A 15,170-nucleotide genomic window follows, 5' to 3' on the forward strand; every position below is an offset into this window, starting at 1 on the left:
CGCCAAGCAAAGATGAAAAGAGTAGCTCATGTAGCTACTCTTTTTTGTATTTTGAGCACGAAGTGCTAAAGAGTATACAACAAAGACTAGAGGACTAAATGTATATGAGAACTAAAGATGAAAAAGAGTAGTCAGGGTACCTACTCTTTCATTAAGGTAGGAATGATATGAATAGGCTCCTAAGGATTTATATTTCCATTTGCTAATTTTTCACGATCTAAAGCACTTGGTGGTTGTTCAAGCCAACCATTATTAATCATAATATTTGCTCCATCTTCACCATACTTAAGTACTTCAGAAATAAGCCGAGTGTAATGAAGACCTAAATCACGCCTTGGACTAGAACCTAGACTTGTGCCATAGTGACTTGTACTGGCGGCAGTTAATGCAGCTGAATGGAACATAATGAGTTTATCAGAGAAGGGAGCAGTTGTGGAATCGGTCGGCAGAGTATTCCAAACCATAGGTGTGGGAAGACCTGCTTCGCTAAGTAAAGAACCAAAAATTTCAATATGCTTCGATGCAACCTGAACCCCTTTTGTTAAAAATTCTTTTACCTCATTGGATCTGACAACCTGCTTAAATCCAGTTAATAATGCACGTCCTAGATCATTTCTCTCTATATTAAAGAATAAGTTCATAATCTCGATTGAGGTAAGAGGACGTCTCTCACCAAACCATCCTGAAAGAAACCCTTGCTTTGAAACAAAATCTACTTCCCTAGGCAAATTAATTTGTGGAGGTCTGATAAAGAGGCCCTTTTCAAGAAGGACATTTACACTCCTATTGTATAAATTTGACGATTCTGAAACACAATTCGTAAAGAAATTTCTTATATCTTCCCTTGCTGAATTACCTAAAGCGAGACTATAACCGTTGCCACCTATGAATGCCATGTTCTTTAAATAATATAGATAGAAGGAATCAGAATATAACCTTGGAGCGGAGTGGTTATAATCGTTCTCCGTGAAGCTAACGGGTAGAGGGAACTTCTCTTCTGTAAAAAGATTCTTCAAAAAATCTAAATGTTGTTGTGATAAAGTTATCGCATATTGTAAAACATCTTTTATTTGCTCGTCCTCTACATTATTTATGAAATATGGAAGTACAGCAGTTGCTAATGTATCATTTTGGTATGTAGTCCATAAATTTGCCATTTCCGAGGTGGACAAAATAACGTTGTGCAATAATATAACACCTTCCTTTTAAAACATATATAATAACCGTAGCTTTACCATAAAAACATATGTTTATGTTTTATTTTCATACAAATAAGCCTGATTCAAATGATGAACCAAGCTTTTCTTTTTAAATATTACGTCCTCCTTTTAAGATTATAAGCAAGGAGGATTAAACCAAGTCCAAACATTATGGAAAGAATCAACCAAGTTGTAGTGGAGGCAATAGTTTCATCTTGGTTACCTATCGTTTCAAAGGAATCAATTGGTTTTTTTCCCTCACCTAGCAAGGTGAGGTCAGCGTCTGCACGGGATAACTCTTTAGTTAATGAGCAAATACCTGTTACTAACGTATCACTTTGTGTGGCGTAAACTAAATAGCTTTCATCTATGGAAAAATTAAAACCGCAGCCTGCCGAATCTCTAGCTGTATATACGACATGCTGAGGTGTATTTTCACCCTTCCATATCTCATGTACCTGGAATGTTACTTTGATTGGCTCGAGTTCTTTTAATGAGTCTTCTTTAATATTTACCACCTTACCTGAGAACACCGAATCTGCACGATCTAGTTCCTCCTTAATGGAAGGTGAGGCAGCACATGAGCAAGCATGTGTTGGTATAGGCTTTGTCATTATAGTAATAGTAATAGTAATAGTAATAAAAAGTAAAATTAATACGGATAATATTTTTGTACTTTGCATGAATGGTTCACTCCTTCACCTTAAATAGACGAAGGGTTTACTAATTTGTTACATACTAATTATTCATCAACACTTTTTATCGCCACTTTATTCTTTTTCCCATCAGCAGGAAATTGTTTGTGTAAGTGAATGATTAATAGCCCCTGTTGATAGCTTGCTTCTATTCTGTCATCTCTCACAATATAAGGAAGTTCTATATTGCGCTTGAAATTTCCTTGAAAAATTCCCTCTTGTATAAGCTTAAAACCTTTGTAATTTAAATTGATCTTACCTTCTATTTCTAATACATGTTGATTTACAAACAAATCAATATCGTCCAATTTATTAATACCCGGGATATTTACTACACAGAGCAGTTCATTTTCACCCTGATACAAGTTGTACTGGGTGAGTTGATTTTGAAACATTCCATCAAAATTCTTCCAAAAATCATCGCCAAAAAAACCTTGAAATTGGTCCTTCCAGTTGGCGAAATCCTTTAAGTATGGATGATTATTTAACATAAGCGTCACCTCTTTAAAGTTTGCTCCTACATAATATGTAATAGGCATTGTTATGTGCCTATAACCTCATCTATCATGGGTCTATAATCTTTGATACAATATGGATTAAGAGTTGGGTATAGTAATAGTAAGAAGAAGAGGTGAAGGAAATGATAGAAAGTGGACTAGCTATGATCATTATCATATTATTGATAAATATTGTATATGTTTCCTTTTTTACAATTCGTATGATCCTAACGCTTAAGGGTTATCGATATTATGCAGCCTTCTTAAGTATGATTGAGGTTGTCATTTATGTTGTAGGATTAGGGTTAGTGTTGGAAAACTTAAATGAAATCCAAAATTTAGTTGCGTATGCAGTAGGCTATGGAATTGGTGTTATAGTTGGGATGAAGATTGAAGAGAAGCTTGCATTGGGGTATATCACAGCCAATGTGATTACTAAGGATTATAATAAAGATCTTCCAAGACAGTTGCGTGAAAAAGGATATGGAGTCACTAGTTGGGAGGCTCATGGTCTTGAGGGAGATCGGATGTCACTTCAAATCTTAACTCCTCGAAAATATGAACTTGCTTTATATACGACGATTAAAGAACTTGATCCTGGAGCGTTCATTATATCTTATGAACCTAAGACTATTTATGGGGGCTTCTGGGTTAAAAACGTTAAGAAAGGGAAGTTGAAAAATGGCTAAAAAAATTACTAAAAAGAAATTTCATGTTGAAGAACATGAATCAATAAACGACTGCTTAGAAAGAATGGAGCAGGAAGGCTATACACCTATACGTCGAATGGAAGAACCGGAATTTCATGAAACTGTGACGGACGGTGTAAAAGATATTCAACCGTGTGGAAGAATGATTGTATTTGAAGGGAAATTAACTGAAAAAGACGAACAATAAATACCTTTTTCTATTGATTGTTCGAATTTCTCATTGCAATGAATGGCTCTAGCTGATATCATAAGATAGGAAAATAAAAATTAAACAACAATTATATAGATTAGTTTACCTCGTATAATTTTGGGATTATGGCCCATAAGTTTCTACCCAATAACCGATAATTTATTGGACTATGAGGGAAAGTGTTACGGGGAGCTCCGTGTATTTTTGGAGCATTAAAGTGCCCAAGTAAATTGCTTTCTCTTTTATAGGGAAGAATTTACTTAGGGTGCTTTTTTCGTATAAAGAGTTATGAGGTAAAAGGGGGATGCAATTTGAAGCCGTTAGTTGGGGTAATAATGGGGAGTTCGTCAGATTGGGAGACCATGAAGCATGCATGTGAAATTTTAGAAGAGCTAAGCATTCCATATGAGAAGAAGGTTGTGTCTGCACATCGTACACCTGATTTAATGTTTGAATATGCGGAACAAGCTAGAGAGCGTGGATTGAATGTGATTATTGCGGGTGCTGGAGGGGCTGCACATTTGCCAGGAATGATTGCCGCAAAAACAACTTTACCTGTAATCGGAGTACCTGTTCAATCAAAGGCTCTAAACGGTTGGGATTCACTATTATCTATTGTCCAAATGCCTGGAGGAATTCCAGTGGCAACTGTCGCAATTGGTAAAGCTGGCGCAACAAATGCTGGGTTATTAGCTGCACAAATCCTGAGTGTATCAAATTCAGATCTTGCAGACCAACTACAGGTGAGAAGAGAAAAGATGAAGCAGATGGCAATAGAAATGAGTGATCAACTTGTATAAAAAGGTTATGCCTGGAAGCACGATTGGAATCATTGGTGGAGGACAGTTAGGGAGGATGATGGCCATTGCTGCGCGAGCAATGGGATATAAAATTGCGGTGTTAGATCCGACTCCCAATAGTCCTTGCGGGCAACTTGCTGATATTGAAATTACTGCTCCTTATCATGACCTTGACAGTATCAAAAAGCTTGCGAATATTAGTGATGTTATCACCTATGAATTTGAAAACATTGATCACCAAGCTTTAAAATGGCTATATGAAAATACATATTTGCCACAGGGTACAGAGTTGTTAAGAATTACTCAGGACCGTGAAACAGAAAAAAATTCTATCAATGAATTAGGTATAAAGGTTGCACCATTTGCAATCGTAAACACTAAGGCGGAGCTTGACCAAGCTGTTGAGAAAATTGGAACTCCCTGTATAATCAAAACTTGCCGAGGAGGCTATGACGGGAAGGGACAGCAGGTTGTTAGAATTCATGAAGATAAAGTTGCTGCTTACGACCTATTAACAACCGGTAAGTGTATTGTTGAAGGCTGGGTTTCTTTTGAGAAGGAACTTTCGGTAATTATTGCAAGAAACCCTAGTGGAGAAACAAAGACATTGCCCCTTGCAGAAAATATTCATAAGGATAATATTCTTCATCAAACGATAGTGCCGGCAAGAGTGGATGCCCAAGTAGCGGAGAAGGCAAAATCTGTTGCCAAAGTGATTGCAGATGGACTAGGTTTAATAGGAACATTGGCAGTGGAGATGTTTTTAGTAAATGATGAGATTTATGTAAATGAACTAGCGCCTAGACCTCATAACTCAGGTCACTATTCCATAGAGGGATGTGTTACCTCACAGTTTGAACAGCATATTAGAGCGGTATGTAATCTACCTTTAGGAGATACGACACTATTAACACCAACTGTTATGGTGAATTTACTAGGCGAGCATCTCGAACCTACTCTAGAGCAGTATGAATTCCTTGGAAAAGGTAAGGTTCATTTATATGGTAAAGAAGAAGCAAAGCTAAAAAGAAAGATGGGACATATTACCTTTTTAGGTGAAGATGTTGAAGAAATATTAAGCGATCTTTCACAATTAACAATATGGAATGAAAAAGCGGAGGTAAAACAATGATTGAACGTTATACAAGACCAGAAATGGGTGCTATTTGGACGGATGAAAACCGTTATAATGCTTGGTTAGAGGTTGAGATTTTAGCTTGTGAGGCTTGGGCAGAGCTTGGCGATATTCCAAAGGAGGATGTAGCGTTAATACGTCAAAACGCATCCTTTAATATTGCAAGAATACTAGAGATTGAAGAAGAAACTAGACATGATGTTGTAGCCTTTACTCGTTCAGTATCAGAGACTCTAGGTGAAGAGAAGAAGTGGGTTCATTACGGATTAACCTCTACTGATGTGGTTGATACTGCTTTATCTTACTTACTGAAACAAGCAAATGATATTTTAAAACAGGACCTCAATCGGTTTGTGGATATATTAAAGGAAAAAGCATTAGAGCATAAATATACGGTAATGATGGGGAGAACACACGGTGTTCATGCGGAACCAACAACATTTGGACTAAAGCTTGCTCTTTGGTACGAGGAAATGAAGCGAAATGTTGAACGTTTTGAAGCAGCATCAACGGGAATTGAATTCGGAAAGATTTCTGGGGCAGTTGGAACGTATGCAAATATTAACCCATTTGTTGAAAGCTATGTTTGTGAAAAGCTAGGGTTACAAGCAGCACCGATTTCAACTCAAACTCTGCAGCGTGATCGCCATGCACACTATATGTCAACACTTGCTTTAATTGCGACTTCTATTGAAAAGTTTGCTACAGAAGTTCGTGGTCTTCAAAAGAGTGAAACAAGAGAAGTAGAGGAATTTTTCGCTAAAGGTCAAAAGGGCTCATCGGCTATGCCACATAAGCGTAATCCAATTGGATCTGAAAATATGACTGGCCTTGCAAGAGTAATTCGTGGTCACATGCTAACTGCTTATGAAAATGTTTCACTTTGGCATGAACGTGATATTTCACATTCCTCAGCAGAACGAATTATCCTACCAGACGCAACAATTGCTTTAAATTATATGTTAAACCGTTTTGGAAATATTATTAAGAATTTAACGGTTTTCCCTGAAAATATGAAGCGTAATATGGATCGCACTTTTGGTCTTATATACTCACAGCGTGTGTTACTAGCCTTAATTGATGCAGGTATGTCAAGAGAGGAAGCGTATGACACGGTTCAGCCAAAAGCAATGGAGGCTTGGGAAAAGCAAACCTCGTTTAAGGAAATTGTAATGGCAGAGGAAACCATCACATCAAGACTTTCTCAAGCGCAAATTGATGATTGTTTTGATTATAGCTATCATCTTTCGCAGGTGGATACTATTTTTGATCGAGTAGGATTATAAGATATTGCTCAAGAGGGAGGATTTAGATTAGAGCCTCCCCTACATTCTGAACAATAATTAGGGGGATTTGGAGTGGAAAAGCTAGGGTTACTTTACGAAGGAAAAGCAAAGAGAATCTATCAAACTACTGATTCGGAAATCGTATGGGTAGAATATAAAGATAGTGCAACAGCCTTTAATGGCGAGAAAAAGGCAACTATTACTGGTAAAGGCCGTCTAAATAATACAATTACATGCTTACTATTTGACATGCTACACGAAAGAGGGATTCCTACTCATCTAGTAGAAAAGCTTTCAGAAACTGAACAGCTTGTTAAAAGAGTTCGTATTATTCCTTTAGAAGTGGTTGTTCGAAATATTGCAGCAGGTTCACTAGCTAAACGCCTTGGTCTTGAAGAAGGTCAGGCACTTCCATTTCCAATAGTTGAGCTCTACTATAAAAACGATGACCTTGGTGATCCGCTAATCAATGAAGATCATATTAAGGTTTTGAACCTTGCTACTGCTCAGCAGGTAGAGGAGTTAAAGGAAAAGGCACTAGGTGTTAATAAAGTCCTTGTTCCTTATTTTGATGAAAGAAATGTAAGATTAATAGATTTCAAGCTTGAGTTTGGCTTAACCAGTGAAGGTACTGTGTTGCTAGCTGATGAGATTTCACCTGATACTTGTCGTTTATGGGATAAGGATACAAATGAAAAGCTAGATAAAGATGTGTTTAGAAGAGACTTAGGAAATTTAACAGAGACTTATGAAAAACTATTAGAACGATTAGGGGGAGCATCACATGTATAAAGTTAAGGTATTCGTTACGTTAAGAGAAAGTGTTTTAGATCCACAAGGTACGGCGGTAAAGGGTTCACTTCATAGCTTGTCTTATACAGAGGTTCAAGATGTTCGTATTGGTAAGTTCTTAGAATTAACCATTGAAAAGTCTGATCATTCAATTGATGAGCTTGTAAAGGAAATGTGTGAGCGTCTCTTAACAAATACAGTGATTGAAGATTATACGTATGAAGTTGAGGAGGTTGTTGCAAAGTGAAATTTGCAGTAATTGTCTTCCCAGGTTCTAACTGTGATGTTGATATGTTTCATGCGATTAAGGATGAGTTAGGTGAAGAAGTTGAGTATGTGTGGCATGATACAGAGTCACTAGATTCATATGATGGCATTCTTTTACCAGGTGGTTTTTCGTACGGAGATTATTTAAGATGTGGAGCAATTGCACGTTTTTCTAAGGTAATGGCTGCTGTAATAAAGGCTGCTGAGGAAGGAAAGCCAGTTATGGGTGTATGTAACGGGTTCCAAATTTTATTAGAGGCAGGGCTTTTACCTGGTGCTTTAAGAAGAAATAAAGATTTAAAGTTTATCTGTCAGCCCGTTAATCTAGTAGTTGAAAATGCTGCATCTATGTTTAGCTCAGGCTATGAAACTGGCGAAGTGATAAGTATTCCAGTTGCTCACGGTGAAGGAAACTACTACTGTGATGAATTCACGTTACAAAAGCTTGAAGAAGGAAACCAAATCGTGTTCCGTTATCAGGACGACTTAAACGGAAGCCTTTCGAATATTGCAGGGATTGTAAATGAAAAAGGAAATGTACTTGGGATGATGCCACACCCAGAGCGTGCAGTTGACTCACTATTAGGTAGTGATGATGGACTAAAGCTTTTTAAATCAATTTTAAAGAATTGGAGGAACACTCATGTCGTTACTGCTTGAACCAACAGCTGAACAAATTAAAAGTGAGAAGATCTACCGTGAAATGGGACTAAGTGACGAGGAGTTTGCTCTTGTTGAAGAGATTATTGGTCGCCTACCTAACTATACAGAATTGGGATTATTCTCTGTTATGTGGTCAGAGCATTGTAGTTATAAAAATTCTAAGCCGGTATTAAGAAAGTTTCCAACAAAAGGTGAACGTGTTCTTCAAGGTCCTGGTGAAGGTGCTGGTATTGTAGATATCGGTGATGAACAAGCGGTTGTGTTCAAGATGGAGAGTCATAACCATCCTTCAGCGATTGAGCCATATCAAGGTGCTGCTACTGGTGTAGGTGGAATCATTCGTGACGTATTCTCAATGGGAGCTCGTCCGGTTGCTCTATTAAACTCATTACGTTTTGGTGAGCTGACGACTCCTCGTATGAGATATCTATTTGAAAATGTAGTAGCGGGTATTGCTGGCTATGGTAACTGTGTAGGGATTCCAACAGTTGGTGGAGAAATACAATTTGACCCTTCTTATGATGGAAATCCACTTGTAAATGCAATGTGTGTGGGGTTAATTGATCATAAGGATATTAAAAAAGGTGTGGCAACAGGAATCGGCAATACTGTCATGTATGTTGGGGCAAAAACAGGTCGTGATGGAATTCATGGAGCGACGTTCGCATCAGAGGAACTATCGGAAGCTTCTGAAGCAAAACGTCCAGCAGTACAAGTAGGCGATCCATTTATGGAGAAGCTTTTACTTGAAGCAAGTCTAGAAATCATTCAAAGTGATGCCCTTGTTGGAATTCAGGATATGGGTGCAGCGGGTCTTACTTCTTCTTCAGCAGAGATGGCAAGTAAGGGTGGATCTGGTATTGAAATGAATCTAGATTTTGTTCCACAACGTGAAACAGGTATGACGGCTTACGAAATGATGCTTTCTGAATCACAAGAGCGTATGCTGATTGTTGTTCAAAAAGGTAGAGAAAAAGAAATTCAAGATATCGTTGAAAAGTATGGCTTGGAAGCTGTGGCAGTAGGGGTTGTAACAGATGATAAGAGGTTACGCCTTGTTCATAAAGGAGAAGTAGTAGCAGACGTTCCGGTTGATGCATTAGCGGAAGATGCACCGGTTTATCATAAGCCTTCTGCAGAGCCTGCTTACTACCGTGAATTCCAGGCGATGGAAAACGACATACCTGCTGTTGATGACGTACAGGAAACATTAGAGAAGCTCTTATCACAACCTACCATTGCAAGTAAGGAATGGGTTTACAATCAGTATGATTATATGGTTAGAACTAATACGGTTGTTTCACCAGGGTCAGATGCGGCAGTTGTTCGTATACGTGGAACTAGAAAAGCTTTAGCGATGACTACTGACTGTAATTCTCGTTATATTTACCTAGATCCAGAGGTTGGTGGCAAGATTGCTGTTGCTGAAGCAGCACGTAACGTCGTGTGTTCTGGTGGAGAGCCGATTGCCATTACAGATTGCTTGAACTTTGGTAATCCAGAGAAGCCTGAAATTTTCTGGCAGTTGGAAAAAGCTGTAGATGGAATGAGTGCTGCTTGTACAGCATTAAACTCACCGGTTATTAGTGGAAATGTGTCTTTATATAACGAAACAAATGGAACGGCGATTTATCCTACTCCAACAGTTGGAATGGTAGGATTAATTAAAGATCTCGATCATATTACAACGCAAAGCTTTAAACAAGCTGGGGATTTAATTTATGTAATAGGTGAAACAAAGGCAGAGTTTGGCGGAAGTGAGTTACAAAAATTAACGTATGGTCGTATTTTTGGAAAAGCTCCTGCTTTAGACTTAGAGGTTGAAGCAGAAAGACAATCTTCATTATTAGGAGCAATTCGTGCAGGTGTCGTGCAATCAGCTCATGATGTATCTGAAGGTGGACTGGGAGTTGCTCTTGCTGAATCAGTATTTGGAACTGAATTTGGTGCAGATGTTCAGCTCACTGGTGATGCAACGGTTATGTTATTCAGTGAAACGCAATCACGTTTTGTGGTAACGGTAAGTCCTGAGAATAAAGAGCGTTTTGAAGAGCTAGTTGCTGCTACATTAGTAGGAAATGTAACGAATGATGGAAAGCTTGTAATCGCTGTTAACGAAGCTAATTCAATAAATGCATCAGTAGAAACATTACTTCAAGCTTGGAAAGGGGCGATCCCATGCTTGCTGAACTCAAAGGCTTAAACGAAGAGTGTGGGATATTTGGAATCTGGGGCCATCCAGATTCTGCCCAAATCACATATTACGGCCTACACAGTCTTCAGCACCGAGGACAAGAAGGTGCTGGGATTGTTGTCACAGATGGAGAGAAGCTTAACACCATCAAAGGAACCGGCTTAGTAACTGAGGTGTTCAAGCAAGAAGAAATGAGCGGGCTTTATGGAAAGGCAGCGATCGGTCATGTTCGTTATGCGACAGCGGGTGGCGGTGGCTATGAAAATGTGCAGCCACTATTATTCCGTTCCCAAAGTGGTGGATTAGCTTTAGCTCATAATGGAAACTTGGTAAATGCAAATGCATTAAAACATCAGCTAGAAGGTCAAGGTAGTATTTTTCAGACAACATCTGATACAGAGGTATTAGCGCACTTAATTAAACGTGGTGGTAATTTACCTCTAAATGAAAGAATGAAGAATGCCCTGTCGATGCTTAAGGGTGCCTATGCATTTTTAGTGATGACAGAGGACCAAATGATGATTGCTCTTGATCCATTAGGAATGCGTCCACTTTCACTTGGTCGTTTAGGCGATGCTTATGTAGTGGCTTCTGAAACGTGTGCATTTGATGTTGTCGGTGCAACATATGAGCGTGAGGTAGAACCAGGAGAACTAATTATTATTTCTGATGAAGGAATTCGTTCAGAGCGTTTCTCTGGCTTCCAAAGTAGAGCCATTTGTAGTATGGAATATATATATTTTGCAAGACCTGATAGTAATGTGGACCGTATCAATGTTCACAGTGCAAGAAAAAGCTTAGGCAGATGGCTAGCTCTAGAAGCACCAGCTGAAGCTGATGTGGTTACTGGTGTTCCTGATTCTAGTATTTCAGCAGCAATTGGTTATGCAGAAGCAATGGGAATTCCCTATGAAATTGGTTTGATTAAGAACCGCTATGTAGGGCGCACCTTCATTCAGCCTTCACAATCACTACGTGAACAAGGCGTGAAAATGAAGCTGTCTCCAGTACGAGGGATAGTAGAAGGTAAGCGTGTCGTGATGGTTGATGATTCAATTGTTCGTGGTACAACAAGCCGCCGAATTGTAAACATGCTTCGTCACGCAGGTGCAACTGAAGTTCATGTAAGAATCAGTTCACCTCCTATTAAAAATCCATGCTACTATGGAATCGATACCTCAACAAGAGAGGAACTGATTGCATCCTCAAGATCAGTCGAAGAAATTCGCCAAATCATAGGAGCCGATTCACTCTCATTTATAAGTAATGAAGGCTTGCTAAATGCAATCGGAAGACCAGATCAAGATGAAAACAAAGGGCAATGCCTAGCCTGCTTCACAGGCAAATACCCAACTGAAATATACCCAGATACCTTACACCCGCATGAAAAATGCTAGAAGTGTACTGACAATAACTTCTTTAATGACTTCTTTAGCCCTTTAAAGCATCGGGGGCCAGGCCCCCGGTGCTTTAAAGTGGCAAAGTGGATTGAAGTGACGTATTTTAGTTATAAATAAAAAATATTACTAGATAAAGCGACGGGTACGTCGCTTTATGGCTATTGGGGGATGGACGGACGATGGCGAACTCGTATAAGGAAGCTGGAGTTGACATAGAGGCAGGTTATGAAGCGGTCTCACGTATGAAGAAGCATGTGGAACGGACAAAGCGTAATGGCGTAATGAGTAGCATTGGTGGTTTTGGTGGAATGTTTGATTTATCAAGCCTAAACCTAAAGGAGCCGGTTCTTGTGTCTGGGACTGACGGAGTTGGAACGAAGCTTATGCTTGCTTTTATGATGGATCAGCATGACACGATTGGTATTGATGCTGTTGCTATGTGTGTGAATGATATTGTGGTTCAAGGAGCAGAGCCATTATTTTTCTTAGATTATATTGCCTGTGGAAAGGCACTTCCTGAGAAAATTGAGGCGATTGTTAAGGGGATTTCCGATGGCTGCGAACAAGCAGGCTGTGCACTAGTTGGTGGAGAGACAGCAGAGATGCCAGGCATGTATGACGTAGAAGAGTATGACCTAGCAGGTTTTGCAGTAGGGGCAGTAGAAAAATCAAACATTATCACTGGTGCTGAGATTGCAGCTGGTGATTGCTTAATTGGTCTTACGTCAAGTGGACTACATAGCAATGGTTTTTCACTTGTTAGAAAGATTTTACTAGAGAAGGCTGGGTTTCAGCTAGATCAACAGGTAGAAGGGCTTGAAGGTAAGCTTGGTGACGAGCTTTTAAAGCCTACACGTATCTATGTAAAACCACTTTTGCAGGTACTTAAAAAATACCAAGTTAAAGGAATGGCTCATATCACTGGTGGTGGATTTATCGAAAACATTCCGAGAATGCTACCAGAAAATTGTGGAGCAGAAATCGATCAAGGCTCTTGGCCAATACCGGCAATTTTTAATGTGTTACAAAGAGAAGGCGAACTTTCACAAGAAGAAATGTTCAACATCTTTAATATGGGAATAGGTATGGTGTTAGCTGTTAATGAAAGTGATCTGATTCCTGTCATCCGTGAATTAGAAGAACAAGGAGTACTGCCATATATTATTGGACGAGTAAAAGAGGGTACAGGGGTAACATTTGGTGGAGGCTCGTTAGCATGAGTCGACTAGCTATTTTTGCTTCGGGATATGGCAGTAATTTTCAAGCAATCGTTAATGCTGTAAAAAATAATGCACTTCCAGCTGAAGTAGTTTTGTTAGTTTGCGACAAAGAAGGTGCTAAGGTAATTGAAAAGGCAAATAAAGAAAACATATCTACCTTTGTGACCTCACCTAAATCCTTTGAATCTAAAAAGCACTATGAAGAAGCAATCCTAGAGGCTCTTCAAGAACAACAAGTTGACTGGCTGATCCTAGCGGGCTATATGCGTTTAGTAGGTGAAACCCTTTTAAGGGCTTATGAAGGGAAAATTGTTAATATTCATCCCTCCCTCTTACCATCATTTCCGGGGAAAGATGCGATCGGTCAAGCCTTTGAAGCAAAAGTTAAGATAACAGGTGTAACCGTCCATTTTGTAGATGAAGGGATGGATACTGGGCCTATTATCGATCAGGAAGCGATAAGAATAGAACATCATGACACATACGAGAGTCTACAAGTAAAAATTCAATCAATCGAACATTCTTTATATCCAAACACAATAAAGAAGTTGGTAGCTGGAGGTAATCATTCATGACAGTAAAAAGAGCACTTATTAGTGTATCTGATAAAGACGGTTTAGTTCCATTTGTAAAAAGCTTAGTTGAGCAAGGTGTAGAAATTATTTCTACTGGTGGTACGAGTAAACTTTTAGAACAAAATGGAATTAATGTGATTGGAATCCAAGAGGTAACTAATTTCCCAGAAATGTTAGACGGGCGCGTGAAAACTCTTCATCCCATGATTCATGGTGGACTATTAGGAGTCCGTGACAATGAAGAGCATAAGCAAACAATGGAAGCACATGGAATTGTACCGATTGATCTAGTCGTTGTTAATCTATATCCATTCAAAGAAACGATTCAAAAGCCAGATGTAACATATAGTGATGCCATCGAGAATATTGATATCGGTGGTCCTTCCATGCTTCGATCAGCTGCAAAGAATCACCGTTTTGTAACGGTTGTGGTAGATCCAGCAGATTATCAGGTAGTACTAGACGAAATTTCAGCTTCAAAGGAAGTGTGCTTTGAAACAAAACAACGCCTAGCAGCGAAGGTATTCCGTCATACAGCTGCTTATGATGCTTTGATTGCTGATTATTTAACAAATCAAGTTGGAGAAGAGTCGCCTGAATTATTAACCGTCACTTATGAGAAAAAACAAGGTTTACGTTATGGGGAAAATCCTCATCAAAAGGCTGCTTTTTACCAAAGTTCTTTACCTGTTGAAGGGTCAATCTCATCAGCTACGCAATTACATGGAAAAGAATTATCGTACAACAATATTAATGATGCTGACGCAGCACTAACGATTGTAAGGGAATTTAAAGATCCTGCTGTTGTAGCAGTTAAGCATATGAATCCTTGTGGAGTAGGAGTGGGAGAAACAATCCAAGCTGCTTACCAAAAGGCGTATGAAGCGGACCCAGTTTCTATTTTCGGTGGTATTGTTGCAGCGAACCGTGCAGTTGATGCTGAAACGGCAATCCTTCTAAAAGAGATCTTCCTTGAGATCATCATTGCCCCTGATTTTACGCCAGAGGCACTTGAAATTCTCACTGCTAAGAAAAATCTTAGGTTATTACAGGTAGATGTTAATGCTGAACAAAGGATTGTGAACCGTCTAACTACCGTTAGTGGTGGAGTTCTTGTTCAAGAAACGGATCATTTATCTTTTGATGATGCGACGATTACTGTTCCGACTAAGCGTCAACCAACGGACTTAGAGTGGAAGGATTTAAAGCTAGCATGGCAAGTTGTTAAGCATGTCAAGTCTAATGCCATTGTATTAGCAAAGGATGATATGACGATTGGTATTGGAGCAGGACAAATGAATCGTGTGGGTGCTGCAAAGATAGCAATCGAACAAGCGGGGGAGAAGGCTAAGGGTTCAGCATTAGGCTCTGATGCATTTTTCCCAATGGATGATACCGTGGAAGCTGCTGCAAAAGCTGGTGTAACAGCGATTATCCAGCCTGGTGGATCTATTCGTGATGAGGATTCAATTAAGAAGGCAGATGAATATGGAATTACTATGGTGTTTACGGGAATAAGACATTTTAAACACTAAAAGGAGGGCTTT

At 39.1% G+C, this 15,170-nt stretch carries 16 protein-coding genes and 1 riboswitch; of the genes, 13 read left to right on the plus strand and 3 right to left on the minus strand.

Annotated features, from left to right (window positions below):
* Positions 1-179: 179 nt before the first annotated feature.
* The 3 genes from G4D63_RS15715 to G4D63_RS15725 form a co-directional block, all read right to left on the minus strand.
* Positions 180-1,187, minus strand: a complete 1,008-nt coding sequence (locus G4D63_RS15715) for a DUF3231 family protein (RefSeq protein WP_239586005.1) — start codon at positions 1,185-1,187, stop codon at positions 180-182.
* Positions 1,188-1,315: 128 nt separating this feature from the next.
* Entirely contained in the window at positions 1,316-1,882 is a 567-nt protein-coding gene (locus tag G4D63_RS15720) for a hypothetical protein (RefSeq protein ID WP_163180639.1), read from the minus strand.
* A gap of 59 nt (positions 1,883-1,941) precedes the next feature.
* Positions 1,942-2,385 (minus strand): Hsp20/alpha crystallin family protein, encoded by a 444-nt coding sequence (locus G4D63_RS15725; RefSeq protein WP_163180640.1) that lies wholly within the window; start codon positions 2,383-2,385, stop codon positions 1,942-1,944.
* Between the two features lie 149 nt (positions 2,386-2,534).
* Here G4D63_RS15725 and G4D63_RS15730 point away from each other — a divergent pair, with 149 nt between their 5' ends.
* From G4D63_RS15730 to purH, 13 genes are all read left to right on the plus strand, one after another.
* Complete coding sequence (locus tag G4D63_RS15730; protein ID WP_163180641.1) at positions 2,535-3,080, plus strand: DUF2179 domain-containing protein; 546 nt, start codon at positions 2,535-2,537, stop codon at positions 3,078-3,080.
* A complete protein-coding gene (locus G4D63_RS15735) occupies positions 3,073-3,288 on the plus strand; it encodes an NETI motif-containing protein (protein ID WP_163180642.1) in 216 nt (71 codons plus the stop codon). Before G4D63_RS15730 ends, G4D63_RS15735 begins: the two co-directional genes overlap by 8 nt.
* A gap of 90 nt (positions 3,289-3,378) precedes the next feature.
* A riboswitch (purine riboswitch) is annotated at positions 3,379-3,481 on the plus strand.
* 121 nt (positions 3,482-3,602) lie between these two features.
* Positions 3,603-4,091 carry a 5-(carboxyamino)imidazole ribonucleotide mutase gene (gene purE / locus G4D63_RS15740; protein WP_163180643.1) on the plus strand — a complete coding sequence of 163 codons (489 nt, stop codon included), beginning with the start codon at positions 3,603-3,605 and terminating at the stop codon, positions 4,089-4,091.
* Positions 4,075-5,223, plus strand: coding sequence for a 5-(carboxyamino)imidazole ribonucleotide synthase (gene purK / locus G4D63_RS15745; protein WP_163180644.1), 1,149 nt, complete (start codon positions 4,075-4,077; stop codon positions 5,221-5,223). The genes purE and purK overlap by 17 nt, the downstream gene beginning before the upstream one ends.
* The gene (gene purB / locus G4D63_RS15750) at positions 5,220-6,512 is read left to right on the plus strand and encodes an adenylosuccinate lyase (protein WP_163180645.1); all 1,293 of its coding nucleotides are present in this window, start codon (positions 5,220-5,222) and stop codon (positions 6,510-6,512) included. Before purK ends, purB begins: the two co-directional genes overlap by 4 nt.
* Positions 6,513-6,584: 72 nt before the next feature.
* On the plus strand, positions 6,585-7,304 hold the full coding sequence (gene purC, locus G4D63_RS15755; RefSeq protein WP_163180646.1) for a phosphoribosylaminoimidazolesuccinocarboxamide synthase: 720 nt from the start codon (positions 6,585-6,587) through the stop codon (positions 7,302-7,304).
* Positions 7,297-7,551 (plus strand): phosphoribosylformylglycinamidine synthase subunit PurS, encoded by a 255-nt coding sequence (purS, locus tag G4D63_RS15760; RefSeq protein WP_163180647.1) that lies wholly within the window; start codon positions 7,297-7,299, stop codon positions 7,549-7,551. Before purC ends, purS begins: the two co-directional genes overlap by 8 nt.
* On the plus strand, positions 7,548-8,231 hold the full coding sequence (purQ, locus tag G4D63_RS15765; RefSeq protein WP_163180648.1) for a phosphoribosylformylglycinamidine synthase subunit PurQ: 684 nt from the start codon (positions 7,548-7,550) through the stop codon (positions 8,229-8,231). Before purS ends, purQ begins: the two co-directional genes overlap by 4 nt.
* Positions 8,215-10,437: a phosphoribosylformylglycinamidine synthase subunit PurL gene (purL, locus tag G4D63_RS15770; RefSeq protein ID WP_163180649.1), complete on the plus strand. Its 2,223-nt coding sequence runs from the start codon at positions 8,215-8,217 to the stop codon at positions 10,435-10,437. The genes purQ and purL overlap by 17 nt, the downstream gene beginning before the upstream one ends.
* The gene (gene purF, locus G4D63_RS15775) at positions 10,413-11,825 is read left to right on the plus strand and encodes an amidophosphoribosyltransferase (protein ID WP_163180650.1); all 1,413 of its coding nucleotides are present in this window, start codon (positions 10,413-10,415) and stop codon (positions 11,823-11,825) included. Before purL ends, purF begins: the two co-directional genes overlap by 25 nt.
* 182 nt (positions 11,826-12,007) lie before the next feature.
* Entirely contained in the window at positions 12,008-13,048 is a 1,041-nt protein-coding gene (gene purM, locus G4D63_RS15780) for a phosphoribosylformylglycinamidine cyclo-ligase (protein WP_163180651.1), read from the plus strand.
* A complete protein-coding gene (gene purN, locus G4D63_RS15785) occupies positions 13,045-13,623 on the plus strand; it encodes a phosphoribosylglycinamide formyltransferase (RefSeq protein WP_163180652.1) in 579 nt (192 codons plus the stop codon). Before purM ends, purN begins: the two co-directional genes overlap by 4 nt.
* On the plus strand, positions 13,620-15,158 hold the full coding sequence (gene purH, locus G4D63_RS15790; protein WP_163180653.1) for a bifunctional phosphoribosylaminoimidazolecarboxamide formyltransferase/IMP cyclohydrolase: 1,539 nt from the start codon (positions 13,620-13,622) through the stop codon (positions 15,156-15,158). Before purN ends, purH begins: the two co-directional genes overlap by 4 nt.
* Positions 15,159-15,170 lie beyond the last annotated feature (12 nt).

Origin of the sequence: Bacillus mesophilus, assembly GCF_011008845.1 — a bacterium.
In the GTDB taxonomy this organism is placed as follows: domain Bacteria; phylum Bacillota; class Bacilli; order Bacillales; family SA4; genus Bacillus_BS; species Bacillus_BS mesophilus.

Excerpts from the sequence above, each read along its gene's own strand:
- G4D63_RS15730 (WP_163180641.1), top strand. The coding sequence starts at position 2,535 with ATGATAGAAAGTGGACTAGCTATGATCATTATCATATTATTGATAAAT.
- G4D63_RS15735 (WP_163180642.1), top strand. The coding sequence starts at position 3,073 with ATGGCTAAAAAAATTACTAAAAAGAAATTTCATGTTGAAGAACATGAA.
- purM (WP_163180651.1), top strand. The coding sequence starts at position 12,008 with ATGGCGAACTCGTATAAGGAAGCTGGAGTTGACATAGAGGCAGGTTAT.
- G4D63_RS15720 (WP_163180639.1), bottom strand. The coding sequence starts at position 1,882 with ATGCAAAGTACAAAAATATTATCCGTATTAATTTTACTTTTTATTACT.
- purF (WP_163180650.1), top strand. The coding sequence starts at position 10,413 with ATGCTTGCTGAACTCAAAGGCTTAAACGAAGAGTGTGGGATATTTGGA.
- G4D63_RS15725 (WP_163180640.1), bottom strand. The coding sequence starts at position 2,385 with ATGTTAAATAATCATCCATACTTAAAGGATTTCGCCAACTGGAAGGAC.
- purL (WP_163180649.1), top strand. The coding sequence starts at position 8,215 with ATGTCGTTACTGCTTGAACCAACAGCTGAACAAATTAAAAGTGAGAAG.
- purH (WP_163180653.1), top strand. The coding sequence starts at position 13,620 with ATGACAGTAAAAAGAGCACTTATTAGTGTATCTGATAAAGACGGTTTA.
- purS (WP_163180647.1), top strand. The coding sequence starts at position 7,297 with ATGTATAAAGTTAAGGTATTCGTTACGTTAAGAGAAAGTGTTTTAGAT.
- purN (WP_163180652.1), top strand. The coding sequence starts at position 13,045 with ATGAGTCGACTAGCTATTTTTGCTTCGGGATATGGCAGTAATTTTCAA.
- purB (WP_163180645.1), top strand. The coding sequence starts at position 5,220 with ATGATTGAACGTTATACAAGACCAGAAATGGGTGCTATTTGGACGGAT.